Here is a 19,700-nt window from a genome sequence, read left to right on the forward strand (position 1 = left end):
AGGCGTGCGGCGTGCGGGCAGGCGCGCGGCGTGCGGGCGTGCGGGCGTGCGGGCGTGCGGGCGTGCGGGCGTGCGGGCGTGCGGGCGTGCGGGCGACCAGCTTGCCGGAGGGTGCCTACGCCCCGGTGATCGCCTCGCCGATCGATTAGCACCCGCCCGAACTCTGCCGTTTTACGTCGAGCACGGCGGCTGGTCGCGCCAAGCGGTCGCGTTGCCACGGTCAGCCACCACCGCAGTTCATGATGAATGCCGACGCACTACACGCCTGCGAACGGCCACGCCGGTGGCGGTCGGCACCCACCGGCACGTGCCCGGCGATCACCCGACCGCAGCGAGCCGGGCGCTCGTCAGTCGTAAAGCCCTTCGGCGCGCCATGATTCACCGCTGTAGACGAGGAGCAACACCCGGACGTCGCCCGCGTCGCCGCCCAACTGGACTTGGGCGCGCGCCGCGGCGGCGGAGTCCGGGACCCACCAGTGTTCGTCCACCGGCCATGGCCCGGCCCAGCCCGCCAGCGGCCAGCTGCGGCTGCCCCAGTGCAGCCGGGCCGGGTCGGCGGTGAACAGGCCGCGCTCGGTGACTCGCACCGGAGTTCCGTCGGCCGCTTCCACGCGCACCACTGGGCGGTTCATCAGCAGCACAGCGGGGGCAGGTTCCGGTAGCCGACCGGGCCAGGGCAATTCGGGGTCGGCGGCGGGGACCCGCTCGTCGCCGAGCACGACCATGGTGACGCGTTCGGCGGGACCGCGGCCGCCGCTGAGCACGCCCATCTGGACCGCCTCCCCGCCGAGCAATCCTTGGACCCGAACCAGCGCGCGCCGGGCTCGCTCGTCCTCCTCGCCGACGCCGCCCCACAGACCGAGTTGCAACGCGCCCGCCCGCACGACCTCCACTGGCTCCAGCCGCAACAGCGTGACCGGGGCGGTTGGTCGGTCGCGGCGGGTCAGCCAGCCGTCGAGTTGCCAGCGCACCCGATCGGCGGTGTCCTCGGGGGTGAGCGGCTCGGCGCACCGCCAGATCCGCGAGAGTTGTTCGCCCGCTTCGGTTTCGGCGAACACGGCGAGCCTGGTGCAGGCCAGCGCGGCGTCGGCGAGCTTGGCGTGCAGGCGGGTGGCGAGCATGCGTCCCGCGAAGGCGGCCGCGTCGACCCGGTCGATCGGCGGATCGCAGCGCTGTTCCACGGCGAGATCGGGCGGCGGCCTGCGCGCGGCGGGCGGGCGTTCCGGAACGGCGCGCGCGCTGCGGTGCGCGAGCACGGCGTCCGCGCCGAAGCGGGAGGCGACCTCGGCGGGACCGAGCGCCGCGAAATCTCCGATCCGGCGTAAACCCAAGCGGTGCAACAGATCCACCAGCTCGGCACGCTCCGGCGCGGCCAGGCTCGGCTCCAGCGCGAGCTCGGACACCGCGAGCGGCGCGAGGAATCCCGCACCCTCGCCCCGCGGCACGATCGCACCGCGCCGCGCCGCGATCACCGCCGTGGACAACTCGTCGGCGATGCCGATCTGCGCCTCCACCCCGACCGCCGCCACCGCGTCGACCAGTCGTTCGGCGGCCGCTTCCTCGGAGCCGAAGAACCGGGCGGCCCCGCGCGCACCCAGCACGAGCAACCCGGCCCGCAACACCTCCACACCAGGGACCGTGGCGTCGACGGCCGCGACCACCGGCTCGAACAATCGCGCGTCGCGATCCGGATCCGCCTGCGCAAGAAACAGTTCCGGGCACCGCGCCTGCGCCTCCCTGCGCCGAAGCCCGCGCCGCACCCCCTCCGCCCGCGCCACGGCCGAGCACGCCACCACCCGGTTGGCGGACAACACCGCCACCGGCCGCGTCGGCGGCAGCTCGGCCACGGCCGCCGCCGCGACCGCGGGCCAGTCCTGGCACCACACCGCGAGCACCCGCGCCCGACTCGGCCGAATCACGGTGCCGCCCCGCCACTCACGACGCCGCACCCCGCGCCATACACGCCGTGCCACACAACCGACTTCGCCGAATCACGGTGCCGCACGGCCATCGAACCAGCCCGAGGCATTCCAGTCGACGCGCACCGGCGGCTACCGCGCCGCACCGACGTGCACCGCACCGCACCGCAGCAAGCGACGACTGCGGAACCTCGACGCCACGCCACCATACGGAAGGCCGTGGCAAACGGGGCGCCCTCGTGGCCGCCCGCGCCACGCCGCATCGCACGGCACTTCGACCAACGTTCGCGGGCGCGGACCAGCCGAATACCGGACAGGCTCGACGCGGGATCGGACATTGCGCCCCACACCCGACTCCGCCGAATCACGGTGCCGCACGGCGTTTCCCGAAGCGAGGCTCGCCCACTCACGACGCCGCACCCCGCGCGATCGGCAATTCGGTAGGGGCAGGCGAGGTTTCCTGGGCGAACCACTCGACGCGCCCACCGCTGGGCCGCAGCTCGACACGTCCGCGCCGCGGCATGCCCGCACGGTGCCGGGCCTCGACTTCGAGGCTGAGCGAGCGGAGGCGGCCGTGGCCGGTGCCGAGACCGACGTATCCGGCGATGCGGGCGTCCAGGCGCAAGGTGGGGTTGGGCCAGTCGCCGTCGGTGACCACCAGGGTGGCGCCCTTGTTGCGGGCGCGGGCGGCGAGCACGCGGGTGCGGGCAGGCGGCACGGCGACGCCGTCGAGGCCGAGGACGACCAGGTCGAGACCGTCCAGCAGCACCGCGGCCACCTCGATCGGATCGGGTCCCGGATCGGCGATCACGGCCAGCCGCGCGAGTTCAGCGCCCATCTCCGCGGCGGCGAGCAGACCGAACCTCGGCACCCCGACGACCGCGGCGTGCCCGCCGTGCTCGGTCACCGCGGCGAGCAGACCGGCGAGCAGCGAGCGCGCACCGGAGTAGGCGACCACGGAACCCTTGCCCAAACCACCCTCCGGCAACAATTCCGCAAGGGCATCGGGCACCGGGAGCGGTTCGTGGCGCATGTCCTCGGCGAGCGGCGCCCGCGCGGCTGCCGACTCCCCGCGTCCAGGGATGGCGGCCATCCGACGGCGCAGTTCGGCCAGCTTCTGTTGTCTCTCCGTCTCCCCCACCCGCACGTCCGAACCCATCACAACCACCTACTTCCCACGATGGACTCCGAGGCGAAGCGAGCGGACCGACCCCACCTCCACACGGAGGAACGGAAGCCAGCACCGATCCAGCTATCGATCCCTTATCGAATATACGTTCGATACGCCTCCAGTAGAAACCCACCCCCGGAATCCCGTCAAGAGCACTCGCGGGCCACCACTTGTCGGCGCAAGAATCGCGGCGACGCAGGGATATTCGGATACCCTGCACACCATGATCGATCGCCCACGTCCCATCGTCGGCCCCGACTATTTGGTCGCAGGCCGCTACCGCCTCCAGTCCAAGCTGGGCGGCGGTGGTATGGGCGCGGTGTGGCTGGCCCACGACCGACTGCTCGACCGGGACGTCGCCATCAAGCAGGTCCTCTCCACCGCCGGGCTGCCCGAGGCCGAGGCCACCGAGGTGCGCAACCGGATCATGCACGAGGGCCGGGTCGCGGCGAAGCTCTCGCACGAGCACGCCATCGCCGTCTACGACGTGGTGCTGGAGGCGGGCGAGCCCTGGCTGGTGATGGAGCATCTACCCTCGCGCAACGTGGCGCGCGCGCTGGCGCTTGTCGAGACGCTGCCGGTGATCGAGGTCGCGCAGATCGGCGCCCAGGTCGCCGACGCGCTGGCCGCCGCGCACGCCGCGGGCATCATCCACCGCGACATCAAGCCGGGCAACATCCTCGTCGCCGATCGCGGCCCCGGCGTCGGCATGGCCAAGCTCAGCGACTTCGGCATCTCCCGCGGCGCGGGCGAGACCGACGAACCGGACGGGATCATCACCGGCACCCCCGCCTACCTCCCGCCGGAGGTGGCGCGCGGCATGCAGCCGACCGAGGCCAGCGACGTGTTCTCGCTCGGCGCCACGCTGTACACCGCGATCGAGGGGCAGCCGCCGTTCGGCCTGCACGAGGACAGCGACGTCCTGGTGGAGCGCGCCGCGATGGCCCAGATCATTCCGCCCTCGCGCAGCGGCATCCTCACCAACGCCCTGCTGCACATGATGGAGCCCGCCCCGCAGCGCAGGCCGACGATGGCCGAGGCGCGGGACGAAATCCTCACCGCCGCTTTCGGTCCCGGCACCGGCCCCTACATTCTCGGCGCCCCCGTGCGTACCGAGGACGGCACCATTCCGGCTTGGGCGGCCCGCAACTCGGCCTCCGGCCTGCGCAGCCCGCACTCGGCCCCGCTTCCGCGCCCGCACCGCAGCGCGCCCAGCGGGGGCGTTGCCGCGACGGCCATGCCGCAACGTGCGGCCAAGCCCCAGCCGAACAACGCCCCGTTGGCCATCGCCATCGGCCTGTTCATCGGCCTGCTCATCATCATCGGCATCATCGTCATCGCGATGTAAGGCGTACCTCTGCCCTTCGCTCCGACCACAGGCAGCGGATGGATGGACCGACTGCGTCCGGCGCGTCGATCCGGGCCTCGCGGCTTCACACGCCTCGCAGGGTAAGCAGCCGGTGTGCAGGGGGCGGAGGGTCTGTGCGGACTAATCGATGCGGCGGCGGTGGGCCCAGCGGGTGAGGGCGTTGCGGTTGGACTGCTGGGTCTTGCGCAGCACGTTGGAGGCGTGCGTCTCCACGGTCTTCACCGAGATGAAGAGGTTCTCGGCGATCTCGCGATAGGTGTAGCCGCGGGCGAGCAGGCGCAGCACTTCGAGTTCGCGGGGAGTCAGCGAGTCCAGTTCCGGGTCGAGCGGGGGTTCGGGAACCGGGGAACGGCCGGTGAACGAGTCGAGCACGAATCCGGCGAGCCGCGGGCTGAAGACGGCGTCACCGCCCGCGACCCTGCGGATGCCGTCGGCGAGCTCGGCGCCGGAGATGGTCTTGGTGACGTAGCCGCGCGCGCCCGCCCGGATCACCGCGATCACGTCCTCGGCGGCGTCGGACACGCTCAGCGCCAAGCACACCGGGCCGTCCTCGATACCGGACAGCACCGCGACGCCGCCGCCGTCGGGCATGTGCACGTCGAGCAGCACCACGTCCGGACGGGTGGACTTGATCCCCGCGATGGCCTCGGCAACGCCGCCCGCCTCGCCGACCACCTCCATATCGGCCTCCCGGCTCAGCTCCGCGCGCACACCCGAACGGAACACGGCGTGATCGTCGACGAGAAAGACCCGCACGCTCACCTGCTTCTCCTCACCTTTCGGTGGAACGACCCACCCTGACTGCGCCGACCGCCCGCGGGCCGTCCGCATCTCATCGGTACCACAAGCGGACCGGCGGCGACGTGTCCGCCGCGGAACTCCGTCCCCGACAGGGCTCACCGGCATCTAGCCGAGTGGATGGTGTGTCGATGCCGCCACGACTTGTCCGCTCGGCATCGTCGGTGTTCCCTGCATGCTCGCCGAGGCGCATCCGGTCGGCGCGGCGCTGGAAGTCGCGGCACGGCCGCATACCGGACTGCACCTGCGCGACCGCCACCGCGCGGCACGCACCGGTGCGGTGGTTACCGATTCCGCCGTCACGGCGGGTCGACTCGGCCGCCCGCCGAGCCCCAGCGCGTGTCACGGTTCCGCACTCCTCCGTCGGTTCGGCGAGATGCGCAGCGCGCTTGGGTGACCGCACCGGCAAACCTCGGACAGCACGAGGCATTCGCACCGCAAGAGCGCGCGAACCATTCCGCACCGCGTCTACTTCCCCGATCGCACCGATTGCCGGATGCGCTCGGTCGGCGGGTCACCGGCCGTACCTGCGTCGGAATCGGGGCTCTCGGGCGCACCGGAATCGCTGCGCGGCATGAAGATCCGCACCTCGGTACCGCGCCCCGGCGTGGACAGGATCTCCACTTGGCCGCCGCGGCGTTCGATCCGGCCGCGGATGGATTTGGCGAGACCCTGCCGGTCCTGCGGCACCGAGGCGATGTCGAATCCCGCGCCGCGGTCGCGCACGAAGACGCTCACCTGGTGCGGTTCCACCTCGGCGAACAGGTCGATGGTCGGTACGCCCGCGTGCTTGGCGGCGTTCACCATCGCCTCCCTGCTCGCCCCGAGCAGCGCGGTGAAATGTTCCTTGGGCAGACCGTTTCCCGAGTCGTCGAGATCCATCGAGACGTCGCCGACCGTCACGGGGGTCACCTTGACGCCGTGCTGGTCCTCCACCTCGCCCGCGATGGTGCGCAGCGCCGCGGCCAGGCTCGACTGCGCGGGACCGGAGTCCTCGAACAGCCACTTGCGCAGCTCCCGCTCCTGGCTGCGCGCCAGCCGCGCCACCTCCTGCGGGTCGTCCGCTTGGCGCTGGATGAGGGCCAGCGTCTGTAGGACGGAATCGTGCAGGTGCGAGGCGATCTCCTCGCGTTCCTCGTTGCGGATGCGGGCCGCGCGCTCGGTGTTCAGCGCGCGCATCATGCGCAACCACAGCGGGACGGTGAGCAGACCGGCGCCGACCAGGGTGACCGCGACCGCGATCAGCGCGGAACCGAGCGCGCTCAGATCGATCCTGGCCAGCACCACGACACCGAGACCAAGCACCACCATGGTGGCGCCCGCGACGACGCGCGCCCAGGTGACGACCGAGGGGTGCGCGGGCAGGCCGAGCAGCGAGCGCGGACCGTCGGTGTCGTACTCGCGCCAGACCAGCGCGGCGCCGACCGCGACGACGACGATCGGCACGATCACCTTCGCCGCGACGGTGCCGTTCATCAGCCAGGAGACCGCCACCGAGAGACCGAGCCCGAGCAGCGCGAGACCGATCGCCTGGCGCCGCTCGGTGCCGCTCGGCTTGGCCGAGTCGCCGCCGCTCGGAGTGAAGATCCACAGCAGGCCGTAGGCGATGATGCCCGCCCCCGCCAACGCGGAGAGCAGCACGAACGCCATCCGCACCTTGAACACGTCGAGGCCGAGGTGATCGGCGAGACCGCCCGCCACACCGCCGACGATCCGTCCCCCCGACCGGCGCACCAGCCGCAGCTGCGGATGCCTGCCGAGATCGAGCACCGGGACGGGACGCGCCCCGAAGCCGCGGGAGGCGTCGAACCCGGGCGCGGCCCCGAAGCCCGGTGCGGAGGCGCCGCGGGCAGCGTCGAACGCGGGACCGGTGGGGTGCATGCCTTCGATACTGGCACGCTCCCCCGACACCGGCCATCAGGAATCACCCTGATCTTGCCCTCATCCCCTGGGCCACCAGTTCCGGACCGACCATCCCGTTGATCTGCGCAAACACAGTCCCACCGATTCGCCCGCCCGCCGACCGATCCCGATTCGCGCGATCGCACCGCAACGAACCGGCCTTACCGGAGCACGATCCGGCAGGGCAATGCTGTCCGGTCCGGACAAAGAACCCCGCTGAGCTGCGCAGACGCACACGTCCGCCACGCCGTTCCGACAGTTCGGAAGCGGTAGGCGGTACCGGCCACCGCGCCGGACCGGAAAACCCGCCCCAACGCCGCGACCAGGGCTTTCCCGCCCACCACCAGCTCGCGGCGCTCGGCCAGGACATCCGCCGCCCCATACCTTTCCGTTGGGTCGCCAAAGACCCGGTCTCCACCGGAATCACCCGGTTCGATCCCCCGCATCGCCGCGGGAAAGCAATCTCTTGGGGAGGAACACATGAGGTACATATCGGTACTCGCGTCGCTGTTCTCGGCCGCCGTCCTGGTGGTCTGCATGGTCCTTACGGGGAGCCCGTTCGCCGGGGCGGCAGCGATGGCGCCGCACGAGAAGACGGTCGAGGGGCCGAACGGATTCCGGTTCACCGTCGGACACTCCGGTCAGGCCTTTCATCCGGTCGCTCCGCTGAACGGCATGCCGACCAATCGGGAGGTGTTCCTCGACGACACGTTCTACGGCCGGGTCGAAGCAGGCGGGACCGGCACCTTGAAGGCCGGTTACCTGGTCGCCTGCGCGGTCGACCTGACCGTCGGCATCGATCTCGGCGCCGCGATCGGCTTCGACGCGGGTTTCCGGGTCGGCGGCTCCAGCAGCGGTGATTCGGCCTCGTCGGGCGTGGACGCGGGCCTCGGCCCAGATCTGAGCATCGGCGCGAGCATCGATCTGTCGATCACGCCGGGGAAGGTCCAGCCCTTCGAAGTCGGTACCAAGGAGCTGCCGACCGGCAGCACCGGCTACTTCGTCAGCCGCGATTTCCACGTGTCGGTACAGGATTGCGGCGGTCCGCTGACCATCCGCTCGTACACGATCGTCGAGGCGCAATCGCCGGAGGTCAGCGGGCGCGAAGCGGTCTACGGGGACCCGATCTTCCTGTGAGAGCGAGGTGGAAGGCGGTGCGCGACGCGGCGCACCGCCACTGCCGTCGGCAAGATGAATCGCGGCCCGGCCGGGTAGATTGTTCCTATGTTTGTGCCGCCCAGACATTTCCGTGGGCACGCGTGACAGGGGACGTACCACGGGGGGAAATTAGTTCGCCACGAGCGGTTTTCGCCGAACGATTCGCCGACCTGTATGCCGCCGCGGGAAATCCGACACTACGCAGGGTCGCCGCCCAAGCGGAGAACCGCATGCGGGCCACCGGGGCGGCGAGCCCCGCGTCCGCCCAGCGGATCAGCGACTGGAAGGCGGGCCGAAATGTACCCGCCCGCTTCGAATCCCTGCTGCCGGTGGTGCTGACACTCATCGATCTCGCCAAGAAGCGCGGCACCACACTGCCCGCGAAGCTCGCGGACCCGCAGGAATGGAAGCGGCTGTGGACGGCGTCGAACTCATGGACGCCCGACGACGCCGACGACATCGCGTGCCCGTACCTCGGCCTACAGTCCTATCGAAACACCGACAGCGACATCTTCTTCGGACGCAAGCGGGCCACCGAGGAGCTCACCGAGCTGGTGAGACACACCGTGCGCGACGGTGGCGGGATCGTCACGCTCATCGGTGCGTCGGGAGCCGGTAAGTCTTCGTTGCTCGCGGCGGGGCTGACATCCGAACTCGCACACGGTAACTGGCACATCGTCACAGTGACGCCCGGCGCGAATCCCATGGCCGCCCTGATGAAGGCCCTTGGCGCGCAGATCAAGAACGCAGAGACCGATCCGGCGCAGCCCGCCGACGCGCAGAACGAAGACTCTGCGGACACCAAATCGACTCAGCCCACTGGCGCTCAGAGCAAGGACTCCCCCGATACCGACTCGGCGAAGACCTCTGGCGCTCAGGGCAAGAGCTCCTCCGAGGCCGACTCGGCGAAGACCTCTGGCGCTCAGGGCAAGAGCTCCTCCGATACCGACTCGGCGAAGACCTCTGGCGCACGGACCAAGGACTCCGCGAGCACCGATTCCGCGAAGCCCGCTGGCCCGCAGGAAAAGAGCCCAGCGGGCACCGAGGCGCCGACGACTCCAGGACCGCACGGCACCGAGGCGCCCTCGACGACTTCGCTAACCGACGGGCCGCGCCTCCTGATCATCGACCAATTCGAAGAGCTGTTCACCGTCTGCGCCGACGAAAAGGAGCGCGACGAGTTCTTGGCGCTCCTCGATCAGCACGCCAGGCAGACCGACCACGTCGCCGTGCTCGCCCTGCGCGCCGACTTCTACGCCCGCTGCCTCGACTACCCGGTCTTGCAGGAGTCCCTGGAAAAGCGCAGCTACCTGCTGGGCCCGATGCGCGTCGACGAGCTGACCGAGGCCATCACCGGCCCCGCCGAACGCGCCGGACTGAAACTCGAAGCAGGACTCGACGAACTCGTCATCACCGAACTCTGCGGCCTCGGCGACCACCGGACCCGCCAGAGCTACGACCCCGGAGCCCTGCCGCTGCTCTCCCACGTTATGGCCGCCACCTGGCAGCACCGTGAGGGTCGCAAACTGACCATCGCGGGCTACCGCGCGGCGGGCGGCGTTGTCGGCTCCGTCGCCGCCACCGCGGAACAGGCGTGGAGCGAACTGTCCGATCCGCAGCAGTCGGCGGCGAAAGACGTGCTGCTCGGACTCGTCACCGTCGCGCGCGACTCCCGCGACACCCGGCGCATCGCGGCGCGCCCCGCACTCCAGCAGCGCAGCGCCGACCCGCTCTCCGCCGCGGCCGCGCTGGAATTGCTCGTGCGCACCCGACTGGTGACTTTGGATGCCGACTCGGTGTTCCTCACCCACGAGATCGTGCTGGACGCCTGGCCCAGGTTGCGCGCCTGGATCGATGAGAACCGGGTCGGCTATCTGGTGCGGCAGCGGGTGGAAGCGGATGCGGTCGAATGGGATTCGATGAACCGGGATCCCGCGCTGTTATATCGGGGTTCCCGGCTCGAGGCCGCACTAGAGCACGCGGCGGCGACGGACGGGGTCGTGCGCGATTTCCTGAACGCCTCGCGCGCATCGCGCGGCCGGTCCCGTCGCCGCACCACACTCACCAGAATCGGCTTGGCGCTGGCGGGAGTGGTGCTGTTGGTGTTCGGCCTGACCGCTTACACCCAAACGCAATTCGGGCAGCGGCAGCGCGAGGAGAAGAATTTCGCGGCGGTCATGAGGGAGGCGGAGCGGCTGCGCAGTGTCGACCCTTCCCTTTCTGCCCAGCTCTACCTCGTCGCAGAGCGCATGCGGCCCGGCGACGAGACGGTGCGGACCCACCTGCTCGACACGCAGGATCAGTCGCTGGCGACCACCGTCCCGGCACACGGCAACGGCTACGTCGAGGCGTCTCAACAGCCAGGGGGTGCTCTGCTGGCATCCGCCGACGACGAGGGCATCGCGTACCTGTGGGACAACAGCGATGCTGGTAATCCCAGCAAGCTGGTGCAGCTCCCCGGCGGGGTCTCGAAGGCTGTCTTCAGCGCGAATCGCCGCGTCATGGCCACCAGCGGCAGCGGGGGTGCACGGTTGTGGGACATCGCCGAGCCCGACGCTCCGCGAGTGCTGGCCGAATTGCCGAGGGCCGGTACTGGAACGCACGTAGCCATGAGCTTCAGCGCGGACGGCACTATTCTCGCCACGTTGAACGCCGACACCGTCACGTTGTGGAATGTCGTCGATCCCGGCCGACCTCGAGCCGGCGCGAAGCTACCCGCTGGGCAAGACGTCAACGCCGAAGTGCGGTTCAGCCCCACCGACCCGGTGCTGGCCGTGCCGACGAACAATCAGGTGTTGAGCACACAGTCCCCGGCGCGGATTCAGCTGTGGAAAGTCGACGGTCCCGAGCGCGTCGCCCCCTTGGGACCGCCGATCGAGGCCACGACGGCGGTCCTGACCGATATGGATTTCAGCCCAGACGGCCGAATTCTGGCCGTTGGCGGCGGTGACGGGTCACTACGGAACGACGGGCAGGCGAACCGGGGGACGCTACAGCTGTGGCGAATCGATCGAGACAGCCCGCCCACGCCGCTCGGCGCACCGGTTGCGGTCAGCGAATCCGCCTTGTGGTCAGTGACTTTCAGTCCCGACGGCCTGATGCTCGCGGTCGCCACCTCCGAGGACGCCGCGCTGTGGAACATGGCGGATCCGGCCCGGCCCAAGCTCATCGACGAGCCGCTGACCAAGAGCCCTACGACCTGCAGGTTCTCGAAAGGCATCGCGATGCCTTGCCGGAGCGGCCCGACCAGCCTCGCCTTCGGTCCGGACGGACGAACCCTCACGGCGGGCGGGTGGGACGGCAACCTACGAGTCTGGAGTCTTCCGCCCGCCCTGGTGTCCGGCCCGTCGGAGAAGGCGTCGTTCCCCCGATTCGACGCGGCAGGACGCCGCGCGGTCGTGGCCTCGGGAGGGGACACCATCGAGATCTGGGACACCCGAGATCAACTGCGGTGGCGGCTGCTCGGCCGCTTCACTCATCGCGCCGGTGACTATCTGTACGAAGTGAGCCCGGATGGAGCGACCCTGGTGACCGCTTCGTACGAGCATCAGTTCACTGTGTACGACATAACCGATCCAGCGAACGTGCGTCTTCGAGGCGACTGGGCGAGCCTGAACGGCGCCGAGCACTTGGCCATCCGGCCGGACTGGCGGATCGCGGTGACGTCGCACGATGACTCGCTGCGGGTGTGGAGCCTCGAGGATCTCGGACATCCCGCGCCACTCGGCGACAAAATACCCCTGACAGATCCCATGGACACCGAATTCAGCAGCGATGGCGAAATCCTCGCGGTCCGCACATTCCTGTCGGATGGCGACATCGTCCGGCAACCCCTCACGTTGTGGAACTTCGCAGACCCCCTTCGTCCTGCCCCTCTCGGTGATCAACTGCCCGAGATAGCCGGCAGCATCAACACTGTCGAGTTCGCCCCCGATGGGCGCACCATGATCTTGGTCAACAACCCGATGATGCAGGTGTGGGACGTCGGTGACCGCGCCCGAATCCGACCGATCAGCGCGCCGATCGTCGCCGACAGCCTCTCCGTGGGCCGGATCTCCTTCTCGCCGGATTCCCGCCGGGCCGTCATTACCGGCGAGGATCGGCGGATCACGTTGTGGAACATGACGGATCGAGCGGTTCCACAACAGATCGGCGACCCACTGACACCGCCGCGCGAAAACGACGACTGGACCGCTCAGTTCCTCCCGTACGGCAACCACCTCGTCATCTCTGGCGGATCACCGCGAGTCTGGGACCTCGATGTCTCCCCCGCCATCGATCGAATCTGCGACACCACGGGAAACCTACTGACCGAGGACGTTTGGCAACGCCACCTCCCCCAACTCCCCTACCAACCCCCCTGCTCCTGAAACATACTCTCTTACAGGGACTTTCCAAGCATTCCTTCAGCACCCCTGACCATCCTGAATGCGACCACGGGGGCAGTCCGTGGTGCCTCCGGGTAGGGAGCCCGGGCGTGAACCGAGGGGGATACCCGAATGAATGGGAAGTCTGGGCTGGCCGCTGTCGCGATCGCTATGGGTTGTCTCGCGGGGTTCGCACCGCAGGCGGCGGCGGTCGATCTCGCACCGCACGAGAAGACGTACTCCGCCCCCGGCGGGCTGGAGTTCACGGTGGGCCACAGCGAACACGCGGCACGGCCGGTGGGGTCGCTGAACGGGATGCCGACCAATCGGGATGTGTTCCTGGACAACACCTTCTACGGGCAAGTCTCGGACGGCACAGGCCGTATGAAGACCGGGTACTTCGTGGCCTGCGCCGTCGACCTGAAGGCGAAACTCGACCTCGGCGCGGAGGTCGGCATCGACGCGGACGCGAGCGCGCACCTGGGTCTGTCGCCGGAGTCGCTGCTGCCCGGCGTGGACGTGAGCGTCGGGCCGTACCTGAGCGCGGGGATCGGCGTCGATCTTTCGATCACTCCCGGCAAGGTGGTCGACGTACCGGTCGGCGAGAAGGAGCTGCTGCCTGGCAGCACGGGGTACGTGTTCAGCCGGGACCGGCGCGTCCACGTCGAGGACTGCGCCGGCCCGCTGACGGTGCAGGCGTACGCGATCATCACCGCGGAGACGCCGGAGGTGACCGCGGAAGGCGCGGTATTCGGGGATCCGTTCACCATGTAACCGCAGGAAACACCGACCACAGGAGCACCATCCGACCGCCCGGTCCACCAGGATCAGGATGGTTTTTCAGGGTTCACCCCGATGCGCCGCGCCGCTGGTCAGCCGCACCATGGGAAGCATGACGAGAACAACCTTCGGCGATCAGCTGCAGCAGATGTGGCAGACGCGGCCCGTCCGGTTGCCGCGCCAGGGCCCGGTCGCGGGCGTCGCGGCCGGGTTCGGGCAGCGCTACAACGTCGACCCGGTGCTGGTGCGGGTCGCGTTCGTGGTGTCCACCCTGTTCGGCGGCGCGGGCATCGTGCTGTACCTGCTCGCCTGGCTGCTGCTGAACGAGTCCGGGGACCAGTCCTCGGCCGCCGAATCGCTGTTCGGCAAGGGGCACAGCTCCCAGTCGCACACGAAGACCGTGGTGCTGGTCGTTGCCCTGGCCATCGCGGTCACCACGGTCGGTCCGATCGGCGTCGGACTGGCCGGTTCCGGGATGATCAGCCTGGCACTGATGCTTGCGGGCTGGTGGATGCTGTTCATGCGCTGCCCGCAGCCGCCGCCGGGCACCAGCATGGTCGACGGTGGTTTCGCCGACGGCCTCTTCGCGACCGGCTATCCCGGGGCGGCCTTCCCCACCGGTCCGCTGCGTGCGCCCGGTTACCCGATTCCGGACGTCGGGCCGGTGTACAGCCCGTACACCAAGCTGCCGGACGCGTACGTTCCCGACACCCCGCGCGAACCGACGGCGGCAACTGTGCCGGACAAGGACATCGACCAGCCCACCGAGGTGATCGACGCGAAAACCGAAGTGCTCGAAGCGCGGACCTCGTCACCGCAGCCGGGCACCGAGGACGAGACACCGATCTCGCTCGAGAAAGCCGCCGCCGACCCGAACACCGTCGCCGAGCCGAAGTCCCTCGCCGAGCCGAAGCTCCTCACCGAGCCGAAGACCCCTGGCGAACCGAAGACCCTCGCCGAGCCAAAGACCCCCGGCGAACCGAAGACCCCCGGCGAACCAGCAACCCCGGGCGAACCGAAGCTCCCCGCCGGCTCGAAGACATCCGCCGATCTACCGACCCGCACACCGTCCCACCCAACCCCCGCCGCCTTCCCGGGCGTCACCCCGCCCTCCTGGGACCCGCTCGGCGTGGCGCCTCTGGCCTGGGACCTCCCCGAACCGACACCCGCCCGCGCTGTTGTCGCCCCGCCGCCGAAGCGTCCCCGATCCCGGCTCACCCCGGTCGTGCTCGGCCTGTCCATCCTGGCGGCAGCGGGCGCTGGCGCGATCGCCGCCGCGGGCGCCGAGTGGATGACGCCCGGCCGGATCGCCGCCGTCGCCCTCGCGGTGATCGGCCTCGGCTTGGTGCTCGGCGCGTTCCTGCGACGCGGCTACGGCCTGCTGGTGGTCACCGCTCCGCTCGCCGGTTTCGTCCTGCTCGCCTCGATGATCGGCCCGATCGAATTCGACAGGGGCGCCATGGGCGACCACGTCTGGACTCCGGCGACAATGGCCGACCTGCAACCGGACTACCGGATCTCGATGGGTGCCGGCACCCTCGACCTGCGGTCGCTGAACCTGACCGAGAACCGAGCCGTGAACGTCGACGTGCAGATGGGCGAGGTCCGCATCCTGGTTCCCGAGGGCATGACCCTCCGCACCGACTGCACCGTCAACATGGGCGACAACCGGTGCCCGGAGGGCGTCACCGGACCGAACACCCCGGGCGCCCCGGTGCTCGACCTGAACGTGGACATCCAGATGGGCAGCGTGGAGGTGCAACGTGGCTGAGCAGACCCAACCCAACGGCACGACCGAGGGACGCGGACCGTCGGCCTCCCTGCTGATCGTCGGCCTGCTCGCCCTGGCGGTGAGCGTCTGGGGCTTCATCGGCCCCGCCGCGACGGCCAGCGGCGCGATCTCCTTCGGGTGGATCGTCGTCATCGCCGCCATCGTCGTCGGCGTCCTGCTCGTGATCTCCCCACGCAAGCGCCGCTAGCGCGATGGCCCGACAGGAGAGCCCCATGGCGCGAGACCAATTCGAGAACGACGCGACCGATCCGGCGCCGCCGAATCAGGGCACGCCCGTCGCGCGGGTGGTGCCGATCTCCCCGGCCAGAAGTTACATCGGGGGTGGCTCGCTACTCGGCCACGTCGTCCTCGGCCACGGCTGGAGCCGCGCCGACACGGACTGAACCCCTGAAACGTCGACGGGCCCCGCACATCGTGTGCGGGGCCCGTCGACGTTTCGGGATCACTCCCATTCGATGGTGCCCGGCGGCTTGCTGGTGACGTCGAGGACGACGCGGTTGACCTCGGCGACCTCGTTGGTGATGCGGGTCGAGATGCGCTCCAGCACCTCGTAGGGCAGGCGGGTCCAGTCGGCCGTCATGGCGTCCTCGCTGGAGACCGGGCGCAGCACGATCGGGTGACCGTAGGTGCGGCCGTCGCCCTGCACGCCGACGCTGCGGACATCCGCGAGCAGCACCACCGGGCACTGCCAGATCTGGCGGTCCAGCCCGGCGGCGGTGAGCTCCTCGCGGGCGATGGCGTCGGCCTGCCGCAGGGTGTCGAGGCGATCGCCGGTGACCTCGCCGACGATGCGAATGGCGAGACCCGGACCCGGGAACGGTTGGCGGGCAACGATTTCCTCGGGCAGCCCGAGCTCGCGACCGACCGCGCGGACCTCGTCCTTGAACAGCAGCCGCAGCGGCTCGACCAGCTCGAACTCGAGGTCTTCCGGCAGGCCGCCGACGTTGTGGTGCGACTTGATGTTCGCCGTGCCGCTGCCGCCGCCCGACTCCACCACGTCGGGGTACAGGGTGCCCTGCACCAGGAACTCGACCTTGGGCGTCTGGCCGTCCTCCGCGCCGTGCTCGGCGACGACCTCGCTCACCGCGTCCTCGAAGGAGCGGATGAACTCGCGGCCGATGATCTTGCGCTTCTCCTCGGGGTCGGTGACGCCCTTCAGCTCGCCGAGGAACTTGTCCACCGCGTCGACGGTCACCAGCTTGGCGCCGGTCGCGGCGACGAAATCCTGCTGCACCTGCTCACGTTCGCCGGAGCGCAGCAGACCGTGATCGACGAACACACAGGTCAGCCGGTCGCCGATGGCGCGCTGCACGAGCGCGGCCGCGACCGCGCTGTCCACGCCGCCGGACAGACCGCAGATCGCGTGCCCGTCGCCGACCTGCTCGCGGACCTGCGCGATCAGCGCGTCGGCGATGTTGGCGGGCGTCCAAGCGGCCGGAATGCCCGCGAGTTCGTGCAGGAAGCGGCTGAGCACCTGCTGACCGTGCGGCGAGTGCAGCACCTCGGGGTGGTACTGCACGCCGGCAAGGCGGCGGACCCGGTCCTCGAACGCGGCGACCGGAGCGCCCGCGGTGGTGCCGGTGACCTCGAAGCCCTCCGGCGCGTCGGTGACCGCGTCACCGTGGCTCATCCACACCGGCTGGATGGTGGGCAGACCGCCGTGCAGCAGACCGCCGTCGATGTTCAGCTCGGTGCGGCCGTACTCTCGGGTGCCGGTGTGCGCGACCGTGCCGCCCAGCGCCTGGGCCATCGCCTGAAAGCCGTAGCAGATGCCGAAGACCGGCAGCTCCAGATCGAACAGCCGGGGATCCAGCTGCGGAGCGCCCTCGGCGTACACACTCGCCGGTCCGCCTGACAGAATCACCGCGAGCGGGTTCTTGTCCGCGATCTCCTCGACGGTGGTGGTATGCGGAATCACCTCGGAGTACACACTCGCCTCGCGCACCCGCCGGGCGATCAGCTGAGCGTATTGGGCGCCGAAGTCGACAACGAGGACCGGTCTCTGGGATTCTGCCACGGCCACAGTCTAGTGAGCCGGGTGCGCGCCCGAACCAACGGGCACGCCCCTGTGCAGGCACGTTATGTCCGCGGACACCGGGCGGTCTCGTCGTCCTCCAGCTGTCTCCGAGCGGGCGGCCCGAATCCCGCGTCGACCCCGCCGCGGCTCGTTATCCTCTTGCGGTGCCCTTCGCCCGTGCGATAGACGCCGACATCCACTACGAGGACAGCGGCGGGGACGGTCCGGTGGTGTTGCTAGCGCACGAATTCCTCATGGACCGAACCATGTTCGCTTCCCAGGTGGCCGCGCTCGCGCCGGAATTCCGGATCGTGTCCTGGGATGCCCGCGGTCACGGACGCACGAAAGATCAGGGCCTACCCTTCACGTACTGGACCGCGGCGCGCGACGCGCTGACCGTGCTCGACCAGATCGGCGCCGAACGGGCGGTGGTCGGCGGCACCGCGCAGGGCGGCTTCACCGCGCTGCGCGCCGCGCTGATCGCGCCCGAGCGGATCGCGGGACTCATCCTCATCAGCACCGAGGCGCACGGACCGACACCCGAGCAGTCCACGGCCACCCAGCGTTTCCTCGACGAGTGGTACGACGACGACAGCAGGGAGCACGCGGTCGATCGGCTCGCCACCTGGCTGATCGGCGACGACGACTGGTACCGGGCGATCTGGACCAAACGCTGGCTCGGCCGGGACCGGCACGACATCGAGGTCGCCGCGGGCTGCCTGCTCGCCAGGGAATCGGTCCTCGACCGCCTGCCCGAAATCACTTGTCCCGCATTGGTCATCCACGCCACCGACAGCGGCATCACACACGACCGCGCCAAACAGTTGGCCGAGGGTCTGGCGGCGGCGACCTTCGTGGAGATCGCGGGCGCCCGGCTCGCGGTCACGATGACGCACCCGGAACCGGTGAACCACACGATCCGCCAGTTCCTCCGCGATCAGGTCATGCCGACGGGCGTGTATTGACGCCGACATACAAAGGAAGAGCCCGCGCCCCTCGGTGCGGGCGCGGGCTCGAGGAACGAAACGTCAAGCGCGAACGCTGAGTCCGACCTTCTGGAACTCCTTGAGGTCGGAGTACCCGGCCTTCGCCATCGAGCGGCGCAGACCGCCGACCAGGTTCAGCGAGCCGAACGGGTCGTCGGACGGTCCGAACAGCACACGCTCCAGGCTCGGGCGCACCTGCTCGGTGGACTCGCCGCCCAGGTCCCACGGATCGTCCACGTGCAGCAGCGAACCGCGCGGCACCGACGGGTGCGCGGCGGCCGACGGCCAGTACCAGCCGCGACCGGGCGCCTCCGCGGCCAGCGCCAGCGGCACCCCGAGCATGGCGGCGTCGGCGCCGCAGGCGATCGCCTTGGCCAGCTGACCGGAGGTCGCGATGTCGCCGTCGGCGATGACGTGCACGTAGCGGCCGCCGGTCTCGTCCAGGTAGTCGCGGCGCGCGGCCGCGGCGTCGGCGATGGCGGTGGCCATCGGCACCCCGATGCCGAGCACCTCGCCGGTGGTGGTCGCGCCCGGGTAGGAGCCGTAGCCGACGATCACGCCCGCGGCGCCGGTGCGCATCAGGTGCAGGGCGGTGCGGTGGTCGCTGACACCGCCGGCGACCACGGGCACGTCCAGCTCGGCGATGAAGGTCTTCATGTTCAGCGGCTCGCCGTCACCGACGTGCTCGGCGGAAATGATGGTGCCGTGCACGACGAGCAGGTCGATGCCCGCCTGCAACAGGGCGGGCGTCAGCGTGCGTGCGTTCTGCGGGCTGACCCGCACGGCGACGGTCACGCCCGCCGCGCGCACCTCGGCCACCGCGGCCGCCAGCAGATCCGGCTGCATCGGCGCGGCGTGCAACTCCTGCAACATGGCGACAGCGCGCTCGTAGCCGCCCTTGCCGACCAGCTCCAGCAGCTGATCGATCTTCGCCTCGACATCGGCGTGCCTGGCCCACAGGCCCTCGCCGTTGATCACGCCGAGCCCGCCGAGACGGCCGAGCTCGATGGCGAACTTCGGCGACACCAGGGCGTCGGTCGGATGCGCGAGGAACGGAATCTCGAACCGGTAGGCGTCGAGCTGCCAAGCCAGCGACACCTGCTTCGACGAGCGGGTACGCCGCGAGGGAACGATGTCGACATCGTCCAGTTCGTAGGTACGCCGGGCCGTCCGGCCCATGCCGATCTCGACCATGTCGCGCACTTGTCTGTCCTTTCGGGGTTGTTGGCGCGCTGGCGCGCGCGTGTTCGCGGCCGTGTCTTCGGCGCGCTGGCGCGCGCGTGTTCGCGGCCTTTATGTCTCGCTTCCGAGCGGTCGAGACTCGCGACTTCGTCGCATGCGCTTCGACCGCTCGGAAGCGAGACGGCCGCGAACGGGCTCGTAAGACTCGCCCTCGGGGTGGTCGGGAGGGGTGCGCCCGGTCCAGGCGCTTCGACTCGCG

At 70.0% G+C, this 19,700-nt stretch carries 14 protein-coding genes; 8 read left to right on the forward strand and 6 right to left on the reverse strand.

Translation table 11 applies throughout. The annotated features are described in order from the left end of the window. Window positions 1-347: 347 nt before the first annotated feature. Together NAM01S_RS13910 and imuA' are read right to left on the reverse strand one after the other, a co-directional pair. Window positions 348-1,919, reverse strand: coding sequence for a DNA polymerase Y family protein (locus tag NAM01S_RS13910; protein ID WP_157107735.1), 1,572 nt, complete (start codon window positions 1,917-1,919; stop codon window positions 348-350). A 406-nt stretch (window positions 1,920-2,325) separates the two neighbouring features. After that, on the reverse strand, window positions 2,326-3,078 hold the full coding sequence (imuA', locus tag NAM01S_RS13915) for a DnaE2-dependent mutagenesis accessory factor ImuA' (RefSeq protein ID WP_067784871.1): 753 nt from the start codon (window positions 3,076-3,078) through the stop codon (window positions 2,326-2,328). Between the two features lie 235 nt (window positions 3,079-3,313). Here imuA' and NAM01S_RS13920 point away from each other — a divergent pair, with 235 nt between their 5' ends. Next, on the forward strand, window positions 3,314-4,438 hold the full coding sequence (locus NAM01S_RS13920; RefSeq protein WP_067784875.1) for a serine/threonine-protein kinase: 1,125 nt from the start codon (window positions 3,314-3,316) through the stop codon (window positions 4,436-4,438). A 141-nt stretch (window positions 4,439-4,579) separates the two neighbouring features. Here the strand turns inward: NAM01S_RS13920 and NAM01S_RS13925 are convergent, their stop codons facing one another. Both NAM01S_RS13925 and NAM01S_RS13935 read right to left on the reverse strand, forming a co-directional pair. Further along, entirely contained in the window at window positions 4,580-5,215 is a 636-nt protein-coding gene (locus NAM01S_RS13925) for a response regulator (RefSeq protein WP_067785130.1), read from the reverse strand. A gap of 510 nt (window positions 5,216-5,725) precedes the next feature. Next, window positions 5,726-7,138 carry an ATP-binding protein gene (locus NAM01S_RS13935; RefSeq protein ID WP_084482925.1) on the reverse strand — a complete coding sequence of 471 codons (1,413 nt, stop codon included), beginning with the start codon at window positions 7,136-7,138 and terminating at the stop codon, window positions 5,726-5,728. Window positions 7,139-7,639: 501 nt separating this feature from the next. On the opposite strand from NAM01S_RS13935, the gene NAM01S_RS13945 reads away from it, so the two are divergent. From NAM01S_RS13945 to NAM01S_RS35020, 6 genes are all read left to right on the forward strand, one after another. Continuing rightward, window positions 7,640-8,296 carry an MspA family porin gene (locus tag NAM01S_RS13945; RefSeq protein WP_084482926.1) on the forward strand — a complete coding sequence of 219 codons (657 nt, stop codon included), beginning with the start codon at window positions 7,640-7,642 and terminating at the stop codon, window positions 8,294-8,296. Window positions 8,297-8,418: 122 nt separating this feature from the next. Further along, a complete protein-coding gene (locus tag NAM01S_RS13950; protein WP_157107737.1) occupies window positions 8,419-12,687 on the forward strand; it encodes an nSTAND1 domain-containing NTPase in 4,269 nt (1,422 codons plus the stop codon). Between the two features lie 129 nt (window positions 12,688-12,816). Then, window positions 12,817-13,458, forward strand: coding sequence for an MspA family porin (locus NAM01S_RS13955; RefSeq protein WP_084482927.1), 642 nt, complete (start codon window positions 12,817-12,819; stop codon window positions 13,456-13,458). A gap of 118 nt (window positions 13,459-13,576) precedes the next feature. Beyond that, window positions 13,577-15,235: a PspC domain-containing protein gene (locus tag NAM01S_RS13960; protein WP_084482939.1), complete on the forward strand. Its 1,659-nt coding sequence runs from the start codon at window positions 13,577-13,579 to the stop codon at window positions 15,233-15,235. Beyond that, entirely contained in the window at window positions 15,228-15,443 is a 216-nt protein-coding gene (locus NAM01S_RS13965; protein ID WP_067784895.1) for a hypothetical protein, read from the forward strand. Before NAM01S_RS13960 ends, NAM01S_RS13965 begins: the two co-directional genes overlap by 8 nt. Window positions 15,444-15,468: 25 nt before the next feature. Further along, window positions 15,469-15,639, forward strand: a complete 171-nt coding sequence (locus NAM01S_RS35020; protein ID WP_157107738.1) for a hypothetical protein — start codon at window positions 15,469-15,471, stop codon at window positions 15,637-15,639. Between the two features lie 59 nt (window positions 15,640-15,698). Here NAM01S_RS35020 and guaA read toward each other — a convergent pair whose 3' ends face one another. Next, window positions 15,699-17,279: a glutamine-hydrolyzing GMP synthase gene (guaA, locus tag NAM01S_RS13970; protein WP_067784898.1), complete on the reverse strand. Its 1,581-nt coding sequence runs from the start codon at window positions 17,277-17,279 to the stop codon at window positions 15,699-15,701. A gap of 158 nt (window positions 17,280-17,437) precedes the next feature. Between guaA and NAM01S_RS13975 the strand changes: the two genes are divergently transcribed. Then, window positions 17,438-18,238, forward strand: coding sequence for an alpha/beta fold hydrolase (locus tag NAM01S_RS13975; protein WP_067784900.1), 801 nt, complete (start codon window positions 17,438-17,440; stop codon window positions 18,236-18,238). A 63-nt stretch (window positions 18,239-18,301) separates the two neighbouring features. Here the strand turns inward: NAM01S_RS13975 and NAM01S_RS13980 are convergent, their stop codons facing one another. Then, the gene (locus NAM01S_RS13980; RefSeq protein ID WP_067784903.1) at window positions 18,302-19,462 is read right to left on the reverse strand and encodes a GuaB3 family IMP dehydrogenase-related protein; all 1,161 of its coding nucleotides are present in this window, start codon (window positions 19,460-19,462) and stop codon (window positions 18,302-18,304) included. Between the last annotated feature and the right edge of the window lie 238 nt (window positions 19,463-19,700).

It is taken from the genome of Nocardia amikacinitolerans NBRC 108937, from assembly GCF_001612615.1.
GTDB lineage: Bacteria > Actinomycetota > Actinomycetes > Mycobacteriales > Mycobacteriaceae > Nocardia > Nocardia amikacinitolerans.